The 18,358-nt window shown below is 58.3% G+C and carries 17 protein-coding genes; 4 read left to right on the top strand and 13 right to left on the bottom strand.

The window, feature by feature from the left end; translation table 11 throughout:
* Nucleotides 1–90: 90 nt before the first annotated feature.
* Nucleotides 91–1,416, bottom strand: a complete 1,326-nt coding sequence (locus EHN06_RS07715) for an IS1182 family transposase (RefSeq protein ID WP_127331698.1) — start codon at nucleotides 1,414–1,416, stop codon at nucleotides 91–93.
* Nucleotides 1,417–1,730: 314 nt separating this feature from the next.
* On the opposite strand from EHN06_RS07715, the gene EHN06_RS07720 reads away from it, so the two are divergent.
* On the top strand, nucleotides 1,731–3,716 hold the full coding sequence (locus EHN06_RS07720) for an SDR family oxidoreductase (RefSeq protein WP_127331700.1): 1,986 nt from the start codon (nucleotides 1,731–1,733) through the stop codon (nucleotides 3,714–3,716).
* 125 nt (nucleotides 3,717–3,841) lie between these two features.
* Here EHN06_RS07720 and rnt read toward each other — a convergent pair whose 3' ends face one another.
* Both rnt and pyrC read right to left on the bottom strand, forming a co-directional pair.
* Nucleotides 3,842–4,498, bottom strand: a complete 657-nt coding sequence (rnt, locus tag EHN06_RS07725) for a ribonuclease T (RefSeq protein ID WP_127331702.1) — start codon at nucleotides 4,496–4,498, stop codon at nucleotides 3,842–3,844.
* A gap of 61 nt (nucleotides 4,499–4,559) precedes the next feature.
* Complete coding sequence (gene pyrC, locus EHN06_RS07730) at nucleotides 4,560–5,597, bottom strand: dihydroorotase (RefSeq protein ID WP_127331704.1); 1,038 nt, start codon at nucleotides 5,595–5,597, stop codon at nucleotides 4,560–4,562.
* 159 nt (nucleotides 5,598–5,756) lie between these two features.
* Here pyrC and EHN06_RS07735 point away from each other — a divergent pair, with 159 nt between their 5' ends.
* Nucleotides 5,757–6,674 carry a flagellar protein MotY gene (locus EHN06_RS07735; protein WP_127331706.1) on the top strand — a complete coding sequence of 306 codons (918 nt, stop codon included), beginning with the start codon at nucleotides 5,757–5,759 and terminating at the stop codon, nucleotides 6,672–6,674.
* Here EHN06_RS07735 and EHN06_RS07740 read toward each other — a convergent pair.
* A complete protein-coding gene (locus EHN06_RS07740; RefSeq protein ID WP_127331708.1) occupies nucleotides 6,671–7,597 on the bottom strand; it encodes a histone deacetylase family protein in 927 nt (308 codons plus the stop codon). The two genes, EHN06_RS07735 and EHN06_RS07740, sit on opposite strands and share 4 nt — an antisense overlap.
* 203 nt (nucleotides 7,598–7,800) lie before the next feature.
* On the opposite strand from EHN06_RS07740, the gene EHN06_RS07745 reads away from it, so the two are divergent.
* On the top strand, nucleotides 7,801–10,545 hold the full coding sequence (locus EHN06_RS07745) for a GNAT family N-acetyltransferase (protein WP_127331710.1): 2,745 nt from the start codon (nucleotides 7,801–7,803) through the stop codon (nucleotides 10,543–10,545).
* Nucleotides 10,546–10,567: 22 nt separating this feature from the next.
* Here the strand turns inward: EHN06_RS07745 and rdgC are convergent, their stop codons facing one another.
* The 8 genes from rdgC to EHN06_RS07785 all read right to left on the bottom strand — a co-directional run bounded on the left by rdgC (nucleotide 10,568) and on the right by EHN06_RS07785 (nucleotide 16,397).
* Complete coding sequence (gene rdgC, locus EHN06_RS07750; protein ID WP_127331712.1) at nucleotides 10,568–11,497, bottom strand: recombination-associated protein RdgC; 930 nt, start codon at nucleotides 11,495–11,497, stop codon at nucleotides 10,568–10,570.
* 89 nt (nucleotides 11,498–11,586) lie between these two features.
* Nucleotides 11,587–11,787: a DUF2788 domain-containing protein gene (locus tag EHN06_RS07755; protein ID WP_127331714.1), complete on the bottom strand. Its 201-nt coding sequence runs from the start codon at nucleotides 11,785–11,787 to the stop codon at nucleotides 11,587–11,589.
* A 26-nt stretch (nucleotides 11,788–11,813) separates the two neighbouring features.
* Entirely contained in the window at nucleotides 11,814–12,584 is a 771-nt protein-coding gene (gene yaaA / locus EHN06_RS07760) for a peroxide stress protein YaaA (protein WP_127331716.1), read from the bottom strand.
* 12 nt (nucleotides 12,585–12,596) lie between these two features.
* Nucleotides 12,597–12,830, bottom strand: a complete 234-nt coding sequence (locus EHN06_RS07765) for a glutaredoxin family protein (protein ID WP_127331718.1) — start codon at nucleotides 12,828–12,830, stop codon at nucleotides 12,597–12,599.
* Entirely contained in the window at nucleotides 12,830–13,579 is a 750-nt protein-coding gene (locus tag EHN06_RS07770) for a YciK family oxidoreductase (protein ID WP_127331720.1), read from the bottom strand. Before EHN06_RS07770 ends, EHN06_RS07765 begins: the two co-directional genes overlap by 1 nt.
* Nucleotides 13,580–13,627: 48 nt before the next feature.
* A complete protein-coding gene (locus EHN06_RS07775) occupies nucleotides 13,628–14,287 on the bottom strand; it encodes an HAD family hydrolase (protein WP_127331722.1) in 660 nt (219 codons plus the stop codon).
* Nucleotides 14,284–15,012 carry a bifunctional 2-polyprenyl-6-hydroxyphenol methylase/3-demethylubiquinol 3-O-methyltransferase UbiG gene (gene ubiG / locus EHN06_RS07780; protein WP_127331724.1) on the bottom strand — a complete coding sequence of 243 codons (729 nt, stop codon included), beginning with the start codon at nucleotides 15,010–15,012 and terminating at the stop codon, nucleotides 14,284–14,286. Before ubiG ends, EHN06_RS07775 begins: the two co-directional genes overlap by 4 nt.
* Nucleotides 15,013–15,065: 53 nt before the next feature.
* Nucleotides 15,066–16,397: a TRZ/ATZ family hydrolase gene (locus EHN06_RS07785; RefSeq protein ID WP_127331726.1), complete on the bottom strand. Its 1,332-nt coding sequence runs from the start codon at nucleotides 16,395–16,397 to the stop codon at nucleotides 15,066–15,068.
* Nucleotides 16,398–16,580: 183 nt separating this feature from the next.
* Here EHN06_RS07785 and mtnA point away from each other — a divergent pair, with 183 nt between their 5' ends.
* Nucleotides 16,581–17,645 carry an S-methyl-5-thioribose-1-phosphate isomerase gene (gene mtnA / locus EHN06_RS07790; protein WP_127331728.1) on the top strand — a complete coding sequence of 355 codons (1,065 nt, stop codon included), beginning with the start codon at nucleotides 16,581–16,583 and terminating at the stop codon, nucleotides 17,643–17,645.
* Here mtnA and EHN06_RS07795 read toward each other — a convergent pair.
* Nucleotides 17,634–18,347, bottom strand: a complete 714-nt coding sequence (locus tag EHN06_RS07795; protein ID WP_127331730.1) for a helix-turn-helix domain-containing protein — start codon at nucleotides 18,345–18,347, stop codon at nucleotides 17,634–17,636. The genes mtnA and EHN06_RS07795 overlap by 12 nt on opposite strands.
* Nucleotides 18,348–18,358 lie beyond the last annotated feature (11 nt).

Genomic DNA, 18,358 nt, shown 5'->3' on the forward strand with positions numbered 1-18,358 from the left:
ATTCTCTCTATTCAGTCAGTCAAGACGGTTATCAGCGAATGCGTTATCGTAGTCCGATCACTCAGTACGCCCAAGGATCCCTCGGACCCTCTATTTCAGCCTCATCAGTGAACTCATCCGCCTGAGATTAAGCGACAGACAGACCAGATCCCATTCACCCTGCACGGCGTGAAGGCCCCGCAGACTGAACTGTCGGAAGCCCAGAACATGCTTGATCCAGCCGTTGACCGCCTCAACCAGATGCTTGCGCTGAGCGTAAACCGATCGCCCGGTTGCCGTGGCCAGCTTCCCGGCCATCCGGGCGCTGGCCGGATAACGGCTCGCGTCTATCTCTGAACTCTTCTTGCCCTCCCGGCGCAGCGAGACATAGCCGTCGATGCTTTTGTCTTCCAGGGTCTGTAGATCTTCTTCTTTACGGTAACCCGCGTCAGCCAGACACTGATCCGGATAGGTTTCCAGAGTGTCTTTTGCCTGATCCAGCAGTGGTATCAGACAGCCATTGTCACTGGGATTATTGCCCAGGTGGTTGGCGACAATCAGCTGGAATTCACCATCCACGGCCAACTGGCCGTTGTAGCATTGCTGGAACCCGTCCGCCGTTTTCATAATCCGGCTTTGCGGATCGGTAAAATTGCTCTGATCCTTGTCATCCGGAACCCCGTAATCCCGCTTGAAGTTCGGGCCCCCGCGAGGTGAGCGCCGATCATCGTCCGGGGACCGACCCCGGGCCTTGTCCCGCTCTTTCTGGTCTGCTTCCAATTTCTCTTTGGCAGCACGAATCTTTTCCAGCCGCGCCTGCCGGTACTGAAGCTCTTCAGGCAGTTCATCACCCCGGTTATCCGGGCCGAACTGTCGGTCTTCCGACTGGTCTGTCTGACGTGCCTGACGACAAAGTGCATCGATCTCTTTCGATAAACGATCGTCTTCCTCGCCCATGCGGCCATAGCTCATGGCCTTGTGCTTGCTGGCATTAGCCCGAACCTTGGTGCCATCAATCGCCAGTGTTCCCAGCGTGATCAGCTCCGCTTCCCGGGCAATCCGGACCACCTGAATAAACACGGCCTTGAAGGCAACCAAATGGTGTTTGCGGAAATCACAGATCGTGCGATGCCTGGGGAAGTTGCCTGCCGCCAGAACCCGGAAGGCCACGTCTTCTTCCAGCTTCCGGGCGATCTTGCGTGAAGAGAAAACGCCGGTGGCGTAGGCGTAGATCAGAACCTTCAGCATCATTCGTGGATCGAAGGGCGAGTTGCGTCGGCCGTTGCCTTCGTAGCGGGCATAAAACGCGCTTAAATCCAGCTCCTCGACGACATCACTGACAAAATAGGCCAGATGCCCCTCAGGCAGCCACTCGCTCAGGCTCGGGGGAAGAAGCAGTTCCTGGTCAGGCGAATACGGGCGGAAAGTGGTTCCCATCAGATTCTCCGGTGCTGAAGAATTTTTACGCATTATGCCAGAAGGTGTCTCCTGCCGCGCAGACTCCTAGGCTCAAATTCAGTGTGTCGATTTTAGCGGTGCTTCCTGTGTTCCGGCCTGTTCCGGCGGGAGTTCTAGAGTAATTACTCTACACAAAACAATGACTTACAAGAGTAAATGCTCTAAAAAAGTTCGATACATGAGGGTTGCAATTAAGTACAATGCCGGCGCTTCCAAACAGTCTAAGACTTTAGTCGTAGATGTTTGGGCGTAGGGACAGACAACAATTGAGCAACAGGCAAGGTGGACTATCAATGAATTACTTTCTGACGGGTGGCACCGGATTCATCGGCCGTTTTCTCGTGGAAAAACTCCTCGCGCGTGGCGGCACCGTCCATGTGTTGGTACGTGAGCAATCCCTGGGCAAGCTGGACATCCTGAGGGAACGCTGGGGGGCTGACGAGAATCAGGTAAAAGCGGTTATTGGCGATCTGACCAGCCCCAACCTGGGCATTGACGACAAAACCATGGAGGCCCTGAAAGGTCATGTTGACCACTTCTTCCATCTGGCAGCCGTGTACGACATGGGGGCTGACGAAGAAGCCCAGCAGGCGACTAACATTGAGGGTACCCGCAGTGCAGTCAATGCGGCCCAGGCCATGGGTGCCGGTTGTTTCCATCACGTGTCTTCCATCGCTGCAGCCGGCTTGTTCAAGGGTACCTTCCGCGAGGACATGTTCGAGGAAGCGGAAAAGCTGGACCATCCGTACCTGCTGACCAAGCATGAATCCGAGAAAGTGGTTCGTGAAAGCTGCAAGGTACCGTTCCGCATCTACCGCCCGGGCATGGTGATTGGCCATTCCGAAACCGGCGAGATGGACAAGGTGGACGGCCCTTACTACTTCTTCAAGATGATCCAGAAAATCCGCCACGCGCTTCCGCAGTGGGTGCCAACGATTGGTATCGAAGGTGGCCGCCTGAATGTAGTGCCGGTGGATTTCGTGGTCAATGCGCTGGATCACATTGCTCACCTGGAAGGCGAGGACGGCAACTGTTTCCATCTGGTGGATTCCGATCCCTACAAAGTGGGGGAGATCCTCAATATTTTCTGCGATGCCGGCCATGCCCCACGTATGGGGATGCGTATCGACTCACGGATGTTCGGCTTTGTGCCGCCCTTCATCCGTCAGAGTCTGAAGAATCTGCCGCCGGTGAAACGTCTGACCAGTGCCGTACTGGATGATATGGGCATTCCGCCGTCGGTGTTGTCGTTTATCAACTACCCGACCCGGTTTGATGCCCGGGAAACCGAGCGCGTCCTGAAAGGGACCGATATTGCGGTGCCGCGCCTGCCGGATTACGCCCCGGTGATCTGGGACTATTGGGAGCGTCACCTGGATCCGGATCTGTTCAAGGACCGTACCCTGCGTGGCACGGTGGAAGGCAAGGTCTGTGTGGTGACTGGCGGCACGTCGGGCATTGGTCTGGCTACGGCCCAGAAACTGGCCGACGCCGGTGCCATCCTGGTAATCGGTGCCCGCAAGAAAGAGCGGCTGGCCGAGATTGCGGCCGACCTGGAGGCCCGCGGCGGCAATGTTCACGCTTACCAGTGTGACTTTGCCGAAATGGAAGACTGTGACCGCTTCGTGCAAACCGTTCTGGATAACCACGGCCACGTGGATGTGCTGGTTAATAACGCCGGTCGCTCTATCCGCCGGTCCCTGGCGCTGTCGTTCGATCGCTTCCACGATTTTGAGCGCACCATGCAGCTGAACTACTTCGGTTCCGTGCGTCTGATCATGGGCTTTGCCCCGGCCATGCTGGAGCGCCGCCGTGGCCATGTGGTCAACATTTCTTCTATCGGTGTGCTGACCAACGCCCCGCGTTTCTCGGCCTATGTGGCGTCCAAGTCCGCACTGGATGCGTTCAGTCGGTGCGCGGCCGCGGAATGGTCTGATCGCAACGTCACCTTCACCACCATCAACATGCCACTGGTGAAGACCCCGATGATTGCGCCCACCAAGATCTACGATTCGGTGCCGACCCTGACTCCGGATGAGGCGGCGGAAATGGTGGCGGACGCCATCGTCTATCGTCCCAAGCGGATTGCCACGCGCCTGGGTATCTTTGCGCAGGTGTTGCACGCAATTGCGCCGAAGATGGGCGAGATCGTGATGAACACCGGTTATCGCATGTTCCCGGATTCTCCGGCAGCGGCTGGTAGCCGGTCGGGCGAAAAGCCCAAGGTATCCTCGGAACAGGTGGCCTTTGCGGCGATCATGCGGGGGATTTACTGGTAAGCTGGGGACTTTGTCGGAATTCGCGACGCTCTTGCCGACCTACAGTATGGCGTATGCCGGGATATACCGTAGGTCGGCTTGAGCGCAGCGAAAGCCGACGCCCAGGCCTGCCCCGGACCATCCTTTTATTCTTCCATCTCACTGATCAGAGGTGGAGGAAATCCCCCCAGTTCCTTCCAGCGATTGACGATGCCGCAGAACAGATCCGCTGTCTTTTCCGCATCATAGGCTGCCGAGTGGGCTTCCTTGTTGCTGAAAGGAATGCCGGCCAGTTTGCATGCCTGTGCCAGCACGGTATGGCCATAGGCCAGTCCGGCCAGTGTGGCGGTATCAAACGTCGAGAACGGATGGAAAGGGTTGCGCTTGATGTCTGAACGCAGGGCGGCCGCGAACAGGAAGTTGTGATCGAACGTGGCGTTATGGCCCACCAATACCGCCCGTTTGCAGTCGTGGGCTTTGACCGCCTTGCGGATCGGGCTGAAAATCTCACTCAGGCCTTCCCGCTCGGGCACGGCTTCACGCTCCGGATTCCAGGGGTCAATACCGGTGAAATCGAGCGCGGACTGTTCCAGGTTGGCGCCTTCAAAAGGATCAATCTGCTGGACGTGGGTTTCCATACGTCTCAGCCAGCCATCTTCGTCCATCGTCAGCAGGACCGCAGCCACCTCCAGAAGGGCGTCTTTTTCGGGATTGAAGCCGCCGGTCTCGACATCCACAACAACCGGGAGAAATCCCCGGAAACGTCGGGCCATCGGATGCGGTTCTTTGTTTTCGTCAGTCACTCAAACTCCTAGGGTTTGGCCGGGGTACGGTGTTAAAGGTAATGAAAAAGGGGGGGCGTGTTCAGGCGCCCGTCAATCGCCACGTCAGTGTTTCTCCGGCGCGAAGCGGGACGATGGTGCCATCTGCCAGTGGAAGTTCCTCAGGCATGGTCCAGTTCTGCCTGACCAGTGTAATGGTGTCGGTATTCCGTGGCAGGCCATAAAAATCCGCGCCATTGAAGCTGGCGAAGGCTTCCAGCTTGTCGAGGATGCCCAGCTCCTCAAAAATCTCGGCGTACAGGGCAATCGCGCCGTAGGCCGAGTAGCAGCCGGCACAGCCACAGGACGCTTCTTTCTTGTCCTTGCCGTGGGGCGCGGAATCCGTACCCAGGAAGAAGCGTTTGTCGCCACTGGCCACAGCATCCCGCAAGGCCTGTTGGTGCCGGTTTCGCTTCAGAATCGGCAGGCAGTACAGGTGAGGGCGAATACCGCCCACCAGCATGTGGTTGCGGTTGTACATCAGGTGCTGCGGCGTCAGGGTCGCAGCCAGGTTGTCGCCTTTGTGCTGGCGGACAAACTCGGCGGAATCGGCGGTGGTAATGTGTTCCAGCACGACTTTCAGATTTGGAAATGCGTCGAGGGTCGGTGCCAGCACACGTTCCAGGAACACTTTTTCCCGATCAAAAATATCAATATCCGCATCGGTCACTTCGCCGTGGACCAGCAACAGCATGCCGCAATCGGCCATGGCTTCCAGTACCGTATAGATGTTGCGGATATCCTTTACGCCAGATGCAGAGTTGGTGGTGGCACCGGCCGGGTACAGTTTGGCCGCGACCACGCCGGCGAATTTTGCCTCGCGGATGTCCTCTGCGGTGGTGGATTCGGTCAGGTAAAGGGTCATCAACGGCTCGAACGGGAGGTCACCGGCGGCATTCAGGATGCGCTGTCGATAAGCCATGGCGTCACTGGCGGTCGTTACCGGTGGCACCAGGTTGGGCATGATGATCGCGCGGCCAAAACACCGGGCGGTGGCCGGCACCACATCGTTCAGAACGGCGCCGTCTCTTACGTGCAGGTGCCAGTCATCGGGGCGGGTGATGGTCAGTTGTTCGGTCATGCGGTGTTTCCAGCTATTTGTAGGGCCGGGCGGATGCCGGCGTAAATTTTGGCGGGATTATACCAGATGCCGTTTGCAATTGTTTCCGGCAGGGGGCTAAAGAAACGATTCGATCCGCCGTTAAACAGGGAGCAACCCAGATACTGACGGAAAGATGCCATGGTCAGACTTTCAACCTTGTTTCCTCGTACAGCCACGCTCGCTTCCCTGGTGTTGCTGGGAGCAAGCGGTACTGCCCTGTCGTCCAGTTTTGGTGCCGGTATAGAAAACAGCCAGTGGTATGTCTCCGAGTCAGTCTTTGAGTGTGCCATGGTGCATGAAGTTCCCGGATACGGCCGGGCCGTTTTCCGCCACAAGGCCGGTGAGCAGTTGTCATTTTACCTGGAGTCGGATACCACCCTGATGCGGCCGGGGAGGGGTAGCCTGGTGGTGGAAGCGCCGGCTTGGCGCCCCGGAGCTGCTCCGCGCAGGGTGGGAGCCGTTAATGTAGGTGAGGGCCGTCGGCCCGTTGCTCTCAGTGCCCGTCAGGCGATGGTGATCGCCAGGGGCTTGCTGGATGGCATGACTCCGACCGTCACGCGGGCATCCTGGTATGACGGCAGTCCGGTCCGGGTGCGTGTCTCCAACATCAATTTCGCTGGCCAGTATGAAAGCTATCGTGCCTGCACCACCAACCTGTTGCCGGTTAACTACGACCAGATCAAACGCTCGCGGATTCCTTTTCGTGCAGGCAGTACCAGCCTCTCAGCGGGTGACCGGCAGTTGCTGGACAATATTGTGACCTATGTGCAGGCGGATTCCACGGTGGAGCGTATTTTTGTGGATGGCCATACTGACAGCAGCGGCAGCCGCATTGATAACCGGGCGCTGTCTGAGGAGCGAGCCAATGCCGTCGCGGATTATCTGATGGAGAAGGGGGTGCCTGAGGATCTGATCACCGTGCGCGCCCATGCCGACCAGTACCCCGTTTCCCGTCGACCGGCTGACAATCGGCGTACCACCATCCGCCTGCAACGCCAGGGTGAACGGCCTGAACTCCAGCAGGCCAACGGGTATGAGGCCGGATACTCCGGTTAACGGACGGAGCTTAATACTTCCAGGTGGGCGTTGACGCTTTCTGCCAGCGCTCTCAGATGGTACCCCCCTTCCAGCGTTGATATGACCCGGTCATTGGCGTGGTCACTGGCCACGCTGGTGATCATTTCTGTCAGCCAGCGATAATCTTCTACCTCCAGATTCAGCTCCGCCATCGGATCAAGCCGGTGGCCGTCAAAGCCCGCCGATACCAGGATTACCTGGGGCCTGAAATCCTGCAGTTTTTTCAGCCAGCCGGCCTCCACAGCCTTACGGTAATCCAGTGCCGAACAGTTGGATTCAATCGGGATGTTGACGATATTTTCGGGCTGACGGTGCACGTGGGAGTGGGGGTAAAACGGGTGCTGGAAACTGGAGCACATCAGTATGCGTTCGTCACCACCAATGATATCAGCGGTGCCGTTTCCCTGGTGTACATCGAAATCGATGATGGCGACCCGTTCCAGCTGATGGAAGTTCAGTGCCCGCATCGCCGCCAGGGCAATGTTGTTGTAGAAGCAGAAGCCCATGGATTTACTGCGTTCGGCGTGATGCCCGGGTGGCCGCGCGCAGACAAAGGCATTGGTGACCTGGCTGCTCATTACCATATCGACAGCCTGAACATTGGCACCGGCTGCCAGCCGGGCGGCGCGCAAGGTGTCGGGCATCATGGCGGTATCGGGATCGGTGAAGACGCGTCCGCGGGTCGGTTGCATCAGGTCCAGCTGGTGGAGGTATTTCTCCGGATGCACCGTCAGCAACTGATCCCGTGTGACTTCATCAGGACGTACCCAGTCCAGCACATCACCGACGCCGGAATCGGCCAGGTAACTGATGATGGCAGAGAGCCGTTCCGGTGACTCCGGGTGCTCCGGGCCCATGTTGTGCTTCAGACAGTCATCATGATAGAAGAAAGCTGTGGTCATACGGGTCCTGACTACTCTTATTCTGCTTGCGTGTATTCTGCATGCGTGGTTTTTGCTTGTCTTTTCGCCAATATTATCAGGGATGCTACGTGGTTGCCGTGTTTCTTTGGTCTTATAGGGGTAATCGACGTTTTACATAGGGAAACAACCGCCTAAGATAAGGATAGCCTTATCAACGATTGGAAACGGCAAGGAGCTTGCGCTTGAGCACCCGCTATCTGGAAAGTCTCTTTAATCCATCGTCTATTGTGGTGATCGGTGCTTCCGAGCGGGCGGACAACCTTGGCGGCATGGTGTTGCGTAATATTCTGGGAGGCGGCTATCCGGGGAAACTCCTGGTCATCAACCAGAACGATTATGACAACGTGCACGGCGTGCCGTGTATCCGGAAGGTCTCGAAAATGGAGTTCAGCCCGGACCTGGCCATTATCTGTACACCCCCGGATACGGTCCCCAAGATGGTCCGCAGGCTTGGGGAAGCCGGGGTACGTACCGCTATTGTCATGACCGGGGGGATGTCCCGTACCCACAGTAAAACCGGACAGCCGCTGATGTACTCGGTGCGGGACGCTGCCCGGGAGACCGGAATCCGGGTGCTGGGCCCCAATACCATCGGGCTGATGGTGCCGGCCAGGAGCCTGAACGCAACCTATGCCCATATGGGGGCCATTCCGGGCAAGGTCGCTTTTGTCGGCCAGTCCGGTACCGTGGCCAGCTCCATTATCGACTGGGCGTTTGCCCGGGGTGTGGGTTTTTCCTACTTCCTGACCCTTGGTGACGGCATGGACATCGATCACGATGATCTGATCGACTACCTTGCCCAGGACAGTCAGACCCGCGCCATCCTGCTGCACATTGAGAATATTCCCAACCCACGGCGCTTTATGTCGGCCGTACGGGTTGCTTCCCGTACCAAGCCGGTCATTGCGGTCAAGAGCGGACGCACGCCGGAATCGGAGTGGTTTCCCCATCAGTTGCCGGCGGGTGTCAAACGTAGTGACCCCATCTACGATGCCATGCTGCAGCGTGCCGGTGTGCTCCGGGTTGATGGCCTCGGCCAGATGTTCGATGCCCTCGAAACACTGACTCGGATGCGTCCCTTGCGCCGGGAATCCCTGGCAATCATGGCCAATGGCGTGGGCCCCGGGGTTCTGGCCGTTGACCGGCTGATCGACCTGGGGGGGGAGCTGGCCAGCCTGTCGGATCACACTATTGAGGCGCTGGCAGAGAATCTGCCCCCGTACTGGACCCGCAAGAATCCCATTGACCTCAACTACGATGCGTCACCGGAACTGTACGCCAAAGCCATCAAGATCCTCGCCAAGGATCCCGAGGTGGCCAATGTGCTGGTGATGTATGCCCCAAGCCTGACGGAAGACAGCTTGCAGATTGCCGATGCGGTAATACAGGCCACCAAGGGCAGCCGGTTGAACGTGTTTACCTGCTGGTTGGGGCAGAGCACGGTGATGGATGCCCGTGACGAATTCTACCGCGCCGGGCTACCGTCATTTTTCAATCCGGAAAAAGCGGTGATGGCCTTCATGCAGCATGTGCGTCACCAACGGGTGCAGCGTCTGCTTACGGAGACACCGGAATCATTCACCGATCATTTTGACGACCGGACCCAGACCCGTCGTGTGGTGATGGGGGCGATGCGCTCCGGGCGCATGCACCTGTCAAACCGCGAAGCGCGGGAGGTTATTCGGGATTACGGTATCAACACCATCGACACCATCTACTGCGACGACGTGGAAGAAGTGCTGGAGGCGTTCGCGGTGGAGCGCCGCCCGGTGGATATCACTCTCATCCATCAACAGGCGTGTTACCCGTTTCTGGAGCTGAGTACCGGGCAGCGCCGGTTCAAGGGGACCATTCAGAAGCTCAACAGTGAAGCCGCGATCATTGATTCCTGCCGGGTATTGATGGATGAATATCAGCAGCATTTTCCGGATAGCGGGTTCCTCGGTTTTGCAGTCCAGCGATCCTACCAGCATGTGGGAGGGATTGAATTCAGCGTCGGTATTACCCGGGATTCGGTGTTCGGGCCGCTGGTGGTGTGTGGTGCCGCCGGTGCCCAGATCAATGTCATGACCGACCGCCAGATTGCGCTGCCGCCGCTGAACATGGTGCTGGCCCGCGAGCTGCTGCGTCGCACTTATATGTATAAACTGCTGAAGGAACATAGCCTGAAGCCCGAGGAGGACATCCGGGCGGTTTCGGAAACCCTGGTGACCCTGTCACAGATTGTCATCGATATTCCTGAAATCCGTGGCCTGGAAATCTCACCACTGCTCTTTAACGAACAGGGAGCCGTGGCAGTGAACATTGCCATCGACCTGGACGACAAACCCGGGCGGCCCATCATCCAGCCTTATCCCCGGGAGCTGGAAGAATGGATCGTGCTGCCCAAGTCCGGTCGCCGGGTGATTATCCGGCCGGTACTGGCGGAAGACGAACCGGCGCACCGGGCCTTTCACGAACTGCAGTCACCGGAGTCCATTCGCTACCGGTTCTTCCAGTACCGCAAGCATTTCTCCCGCGAGGACGTCGCCCAGATGGTGCAGATCGATTATGATCGGGAAATGGTGTTTATCGCCAACGCCCCCAGGGAAGACGCTGAAGGCGAGGAGACCCTGGGCACCGTTCGTGTCTGGACGGATGCCGATAATCTCCGTTGTGAATTCGCCGTCATGGTGCATGACAACATGAAGGGTGAGGGACTTGGTGTCGCGTTGATGCAGAAGATGATTGATTACTGCCGGTCACGGGGAACCGTGGAAATGGTCGGTAATGTATTGCCGGATAACCGGCCCATGTTGCAGTTGGCGGAGCATCTCGGTTTCGAGATCCAGTACAACATGGAAGAGGAAGTGATGGATTTGCGGTTGGTGTTGAACGAACCGGACAAGGACTGGCAGCGGGAGCGTCTGCTCAACAGCTCCCACTGACAGCCTAGTGTCCCGTCTGGCTTCAGGCCTCTTCGACAATCGCTGAGCGGTCCTCGCCGCCCAGCGCCTCCAGCAATCCCGGGATCAGCCTGGCCAGTTCCAGGGTCATCAGCGCAAAGGCCGCATCAAACCGGGCGGCGGCGTCGTCCGCATCCACATCGTCCAGCTTCTCCTGCAGAGTATCGCCGAATTTGAGCCGGCGGATGCCCAGTTCTTCATCCAATACGAACGACAGGCTGTCGTCCCAGGTGACCGCCAGTTTGGTCACCTGCATGCCTGTCTCGAGGTGGTTGCGAATCTCGTCTGCCTGGAGATCGAGCCCCTTGCAGCGCACAACCCCACCATCTTCGGAGGGATCCTTGAGTTCACATTCGCTGCCCAGAGTCACGGTGGCGGGCAGGTCAACGGTTTCGTTCAGCCAGCCGGTGAAGGTGAAGGCCGGTGCCTGCTCCACGGCCGGCGGCCGGACGGGCAGGGAGCCAAGGCTTTTGCGCAGGAATGACGCCAGGTCCTCAGCCTGCTTGGCGGAACCGGCGTCGACAACGAGAACGCCGTCTTTCGGTGCCAGATAGGCGAAGCAGCGGCGGTTCTTGGAAAAGGCCTGGGGCAGCATTTCCAGCATCACCTGTTCCTTGATCTCGTCTTTTTCCTTGCGGCGCACCTTCCGCCCCTGCTCGGCTTCAATGGCTTCGGCACGCTCCTCGACCAGCTCTTTTATAACGGGGCCGGGCAGGATTTTCTCTTCCTTGCGCAATGCGACCAGATGATAGCCATTGGTGCTGTGCACCAGCATGTCGCTGTGTTTGCCCAGAGGCGGAACCCACCCCTGGCGCGTGGTTTCCTGAGGACCGCAAGGCTTGAATCCATCCGCCTGCAGCTTTTCTTCCAGAGCTTCAGCGGTAATATCGAAAGGCTTGGTAAAACGAAAAACACGGGCATTACGAAACCACATCAGGGTCGGTCCTTGTCAGAGTTTCAAAATGGGGAAGGGATGATACGGCCACCGGTCAGTGGCCGTAAAGTGGCAGCGCCGGCGTCACATCACAGCTGCATGACTTCTACCATGACAGTTTTCACAATAAAGCCGACGACCCCCGCGCCCAGAACAGTAAACAGAGCGATGGTGCCAAACCGGCCGGCCTGGGACTTCTTGGCGAGATCCCAGACGATAAAACCCATCCAGACAATCAGGCCGGTGAGCAGCACCAGCATGGCAATCTGGGAAAAGACTGCTTCGTTCATTCAATACTCCGGAAATAATGACAGGGTTACTGCTCATCCCGCAGGAACAGCCAGTTGTTCTGATCTGACTGTTCTTCGCAGAAGTAGTAACCCTCAAGGTTAAAGCCTTTCAGGTCGTCCGCCTGGGTAATGCCATTCTGAATGGCATAGCGACACATCAACCCCCGGGCCTTCTTGGCGTAGAAGCTGATCATCTTGTACTGGCCGTTCTTCCAGTCCTTGAATTGTGGCGTGATCAGGCGGCCTTTCAGATCCTTCTTGCGAACGCTCTTGAAATATTCGTTGGAGGCCAGGTTCACCAGCACACCGTCATCCTCTGCCAGCAACCGGTTCAGTTCGGCAGTGATTCGGTCACCCCAGAACGCGTAGAGATCCTTGCCCCGGGTGTTTTCGAATCGGGTGCCCATTTCCAGCCGGTAGGGCTGCATCAGGTCCAGGGGCTTCAGTACACCGTAGAGACCGGAGAGCATGCGCAGGTGTTTCTGGGCAAACTCGAACTCTTTTTCACTGAAGCTTTCAGCATTCAGACCGGTGTAAACATCGCCCTTGAAGGCCAGGATGGCCTGGCGGGCATTCTCCGGCGTGAATGGCGTGTGCCACTGCTGGAACCGCTCGGCATTCAGCTGCCCCAGTTTGTCGCTGATGTTCATCAGGTTGCTGACCTGATGGGGTTCCAGGGTCTTGAGCTGGTCGACCAGTTCGCAGGCGTCATCCAGGAAGTCCGGCTGACTGAAGGTCTTGGTTGCCAGCGGGCTTTCGTAATCCAGGGTTTTGGCCGGGGAAATAACCATCAACATATCAGGCTGTCCTCATTGCAGAAACGTCAGTAACTGGTCCCGGGTAAATGGCCAGTCCAACTCGGCGCCGGTGTCGTTGCGTCGCAACACCGGGATACGGGTGCCGTAGCGCTCCACCAGGGCCTCGGACTGGGCAATGTCCACCACATCCACAGGGATGGGAGCCGGCATGGGCGTGTTTACGAGCAGGGCTTCGGCCAGTTCACACAGATGGCACTGGGACGTAGTATAAAACAGCAATTCCATTATTTCGGCTGGGCGTCCAGTTGTTGGCCATTGACGCCTGCGCTGTCCTTACCCATCAGGTACAGGTAGGTCGGCATCAGCTCTTCCGGTGCCGGGTTCTGCCGGGGATCTTCCGCCGGATATGCGTGGGCGCGCATGTTGGTGCGGGTGGCTCCCGGGTTCAGGCTGTTGACGCGCACATTGTGGCGCTCGTCGTCCAATTCCTCAGACAGTAGCTGGCTTAACCCTTCCACTGCGAACTTCGAGACCGCGTAAGCGCCCCAGTAGGCTTTGGCCCTGCGTCCCACACCCGACGACGTAAAGATAACCGACGCATCGGTAGACTTGCGCAGCAGTGGAATAACGGCGCGCGTCAGCAGGAAGGGGGCGGTGGCGTTGACGTGCATGACCTGATTCCAGGTTTCCGGATCGTACATCTCCACCGGGCTGCGGGTACCGAGTATGCCGGCATTGTGTAACAGACCATCAAGGCGACCGAAGTTGTCTTCGATGGTCATGGCCAGTTCTTCGTATTCCTTGACGGCCGCGCCCTCCAGGTTTAGAGGCGCAATGGCCGGCTTGGGATGGCCGGCAGCCTCAATTTCATCGTACACGGATTCCAGTTTAGACACGGTACGACCGAGCAGTATCACAGTGGCGCCATGGGCTGCGTATGTCTTTGCAGCGGTACGGCCAATGCCACTGCCGGCGCCCGTCACCATGACGATACGGTCTTTCAGCAGATCTGCCGGTGCCTGATAATCTTGCATAACCTGTCTCCGATTTGGGAAACCGATGGGTCCAATGTTTGAGTGGGATTATTGTAACAGTTTTGCCAGGTCCTGGACGGTGTCGGCCACCAGGTCTGCTTGCCACAGGTCAACGGTTTCGGGCTCTTCTATGTAACCATAACGTACGGCGATGGTGGTCATGCCGGCATTTCGTCCGGCTTCAATATCCCTTTCATGGTCGCCTACGTAGATGCCACGAGTCGGTTCTGCACCGATTCGTTGGCAGGCCAGGTGCAGGGCTTCCGGGTGAGGTTTACGGTGGGTGACGTGATCCGGACAAATCACCACGGCGCAGCGCTGTGCCAGGCCGAGCGCTGCCACCAGGGGCTCGGCGAATCGTACCGGCTTGTTGGTGACAATACCCCAGGGAATGGCCCGGGACTCCAGGTTGCGAAGAATGGCATCCACGCCCTCGAACAACCGGGTTTCAATGGCAACACCTTCCTCGTACAGGTCCAGAAAGGCAGTGTGCTTCTCCAGGTAGTCCGGGTGCTCCGGTTCCAGCCCGAAACCGACGCGGATCATCGCACGTGCGCCGTTGGAAACAGAGCGACGGATGGTTTCCGGTGGCAGCGGTTCCAGACCGTGACGGACCCGCAACAGGTTCAGACAGCGGATGAAATCCGGCGCGGTGTCTATCAGCGTGCCGTCCAGGTCGAACAACACGGTCGAAGGTTGTTGGATCACGGTTGCAGGTCACCTTCCCGGGTATCCAGGGCGTGCATCATGTAGTTAACGTCCACATCCCGGCCTAGGCGGTAAACCTTGGTAACCGGGTTGTACGTCATCCCGGTCAGTTCCCGTACTTCGAGCCCGGCATGACGGAGGTGATCCGACATTTCCGACGGACGGATGAACTTGCGCCATTCATGGGTGCCCTTCGGCAGCAAGCCCAACACGTATTCCGCGCCAACAATCGCAAACAGGAAGGACTTGGGGTTGCGGTTGATGGTGGAGACAAACAGGTGGCCGCCGGGCTTGAGCATGGCAGCACAGGCCTTGATGACGGACGACGGGTCGGGTACGTGCTCCAGCATTTCCAGGCAGGTCACCACATCGTACTGCCCGGCGTGCTCTGGGTTGGCCGCCAGGGTTTCCACGGTGGTCTGGCGGTAATCCACCTTGATGCCGCTCTCCAGGCCATGCAGCCTGGCCACCGACAACGGCGCTTCACCCATATCGATTCCGGTGACGTGCGCGCCGCGGCGGGCCATGCCCTCTGACAGCAGGCCACCGCCACAGCCCACATCCAGAACCTTTTTACCGGCCAGCGGCGCACGTTCGTCGATGTAGTTCAGGCGCAGGGGATTGATGTCATGCAGTGGTCGAAACTCGCTGGTCGGATCCCACCAACGGCTGGCAAGGGCCTCGAACTTGGCGATTTCGTTATGGTCTACATTCTGATTGCTCATAGTTGGTTCTGCCTGAATGTAAAAAGGGGTGGCGGCTTCGGGAAGTGCCGGCCTCATTGGTTGCGAATCCGGTCAGACCAGGATTGTACCCTGAGCATCAGGTCCGGCACGTCAATTCGGGTCAACCGGCCATCCTGGACCTGCGGCACGCCATTGATCCAGCTGTGGCTGACCTGACGGCCGTGGTTGCTGTATACCAGATGTGACGCCGGGTCATAAACCGGCTGCAGGAAGGGGTCGCTCAAATCGACAGCGATGATATCCGCGAGTTTACCGGCTTCAAGCGAGCCAAGTTCATGTTCGCGACCCAGTGCCCGGGCACCCCGTATGGTGGCCATGGCAATGGCCTGATGGGCGGACAGCGCGGCGGCATCCCCGGCCACCACTTTGGCGACCATGGCGGCGGTGCTGATTTCTCCAAACAGGTCCAGGTCGTTGTTGCTGGCAGCGCCATCGGTACCAATGGCCACGTTAATACCGGCGTCTGACAGCTTCTGCACCGGGCACAGCCCGCTGGCGAGCTTGAGATTGGATTCCGGGCAGTGGATAACATGGGCGCCGGATTGCTGCAGCAAGGTGACATCTGAATCGTCAACCTGGGTCATGTGTACACATTGGGTGCGGGCACCGAGAACACCCAGTTCGGCGAGTCTGGCGGTGGGGCGCTGGCCGGATTTTTCCAGTGCCTCTGCGACCTCGAACGCCGTTTCATGCAGGTGAATATGGATGGGCGCACCGGTGTCGGCTGACAGTGCAACCGCTCGTGTCATCGGATCATCGGATACTGTATACGGCGAGTGGGGGCCGATGGCCGGCATGATGTAATCAGTCCCTTGCCATTCCCTGATAAAGTCGGCCCCTTTGCTCAGATACTCATCAGGACCGGAGCCCCAGGGCGTGGGGAAGTCCAGCAGCGGAAAGCAGACCTGTGCGCGCATCCCGGCATCGTGGGCCATCTGGGCGACGACCTCCGGAAAGAAATACATGTCCGAGAACGTGGTGGTGCCGGTGCGCAGCATTTCGGCCATGGCTAGCTGAGTGCCATCGGCAATGAACGCCTCATCGATAAACGCACCCTCGGCGGGCCATATGTGATCGTGCAGCCAGGTCATCAGTGGCAGGTCGTCCGCCATTCCCCGGAACAGTGACATGGCCGCGTGCCCATGCATATTGATCAGGCCCGGCAATACCACATGGTGGTCCAGATCTATGGTTTCGCGGACACGGAAGCGGGCGTCGGCTTCTTCCCGGGATACCACTGCTGCAATCCGGTCCCCCTGGATGATCACTGCCTGGTTGTGCAGTACGGTGTTAGCGGGTTCCACCGGAACGAGCCAGCGGGTGTTGATGCGAATATCGGCTGCAACAATGGTATCTGCCGTCATGTACCCTGCCTTTTGGGTGCGGTACGGGCTTCTGTCACCATGGACAGATCCCGGAGAATGTAGCCGGAAAGTATAACCAGCCGCCGCCCGGAGAACTACCCTGGATTCAGGGCTGAGAATCTCGCTTCAAGGCAGGTATACTGGTCGGCTTAACTCATGGTTTTAATCTGTCGGAGTTCACTAATGCCGAAGTCATCCAATCCGTCCGCAAATCGCGCAATGGGTACTGTCGCCATGCGTTGGCGCGAAAGCAGCCTGGAGCTGCTGGACCAGCGGCTACTGCCGACGGAGGAGCACTGGATTACGCTGGAAGGTGCCGCCGGTGTAGCCCAATGTATTCGCGATATGGTGGTACGCGGGGCACCGGCCATTGGTATCAGTGCCGCTTACGGCGTGGCACTGGCGGCCCGTCACGCGGGTGGTGGCGACTGGCAGGCCGAAATAAAACAGGCCATTCGTGAGTTGGCGGCATCACGCCCGACTGCGGTCAATCTGTTCTGGGCCTTGCAAATCATGGAACGGGAGTTCCATGGCTGCCACTCCCTGGAGGAGGCGGTCAAGCGTCTGTCGGCCATGGCGGTGCGTATCCATGAGGATGACCTGGCGGCCAACCTGGCCATGGCAGACCATGCCCTGGAGTTTATGGCTCCGGAAACGCCATTTTCAGTGCTGACCCATTGCAACACCGGGGCTCTGGCAACCGGAGGCTACGGCACAGCGCTGGGCGTTATTCGCCGCCTTCATGAAGAAAAACTGTTGAAGCGGGTGTACGCTGATGAAACCCGCCCCTGGCTTCAGGGGAGCCGTCTGACCGCGTGGGAACTGGCTCGGGAGGGGATTCCCGTCACTCTGAATGCCGATGGCGCGGCCGCTGCGATTCTCGCCAGGGGCGATGTCAAATGGGTTGTGGTGGGCGCCGACCGGATCACGGCCAATGGTGACGTCGCCAACAAGATCGGTACCTACAGCCTGGCGGTGCTGGCACGCCATCACAAGGTTGGTTTCATGGTGGTGGCGCCTTCGAGTACTGTTGATATGGCCCTGGCGTCGGGACAGGATATCCCTATTGAAGAGCGTGAGGGCAGTGAGGTGAGACAGGTCAGGGGTGTTGCGATCGCACCGGAGGGTGTGAGTGTGTTCAATCCGGTCTTTGATGTGACTCCGGCCAGCCTGATCGATGCCATCGTGACTGAGAAAGGGGTTGTCCATAACCCCAATATTACTGGGATGAGGGCGCTATTCGGCTGAACCTTCGTATTTCTCCCGTAGTTCAGCCACCGTCTGTTCCTGTTCCTCAACGAAGTGCAGGGACATTTCAAAGCTTTGCCGGGTGAATTCGAGGACCTTCTGGAAACCTTCGTCCGAGAGGTTTCGGGCGTCGTCATGACGACGGAAGATGTTGATGAATTCCCGTTCCCGCTCAAACTGTAAGGGTAGCCGGCCGATGCCCCAGTCATTGAGAATCTGCCAGACTTCCGGGTTGTAGTTGCGGGTGGTGCGCAGGATAAAGGGGATCGGGTCGTTGCGGGCGATCAGCGCGGCAAGCCGGAGAATAAGTTCGAATGACAGTGTCGCGGTGCCGTTTTCCACCGCCTCCAGAACAGATTTGTCCTTGAGGTTCAGTGCCTCGCTCATTTCGGATAACGTCAGCCCGGCGACTTCGCGGATGTCCCTGAGGGATTGGCCCGCTGTCAGCATCATCCGCAACTGATCCTGGGAATTAATCAACGCCCGGCCGACCCGCAGGGAGGTGTCGGTTGAGCGGGCCGCGAACCGCAGGGCGGAGCCGGTCATGCCGGTAATGCGGTTTACCAGGGATTTCTGGTCACGCGGGTCGGCTCCCTGCTCAAGATCTTCCACTTCTTCCAGGGACTTCATGGCATGCATGGCGTCCATCAACATGCCCTGGAGTATCTGCGCTTTCTTGCGGTCGTCGTCTTTGGCGGTCATTGGCAGCCTTG

The sequence above is a fragment of the Marinobacter sp. NP-4(2019) genome (assembly GCF_003994855.1).
Taxonomy (GTDB): domain Bacteria; phylum Pseudomonadota; class Gammaproteobacteria; order Pseudomonadales; family Oleiphilaceae; genus Marinobacter.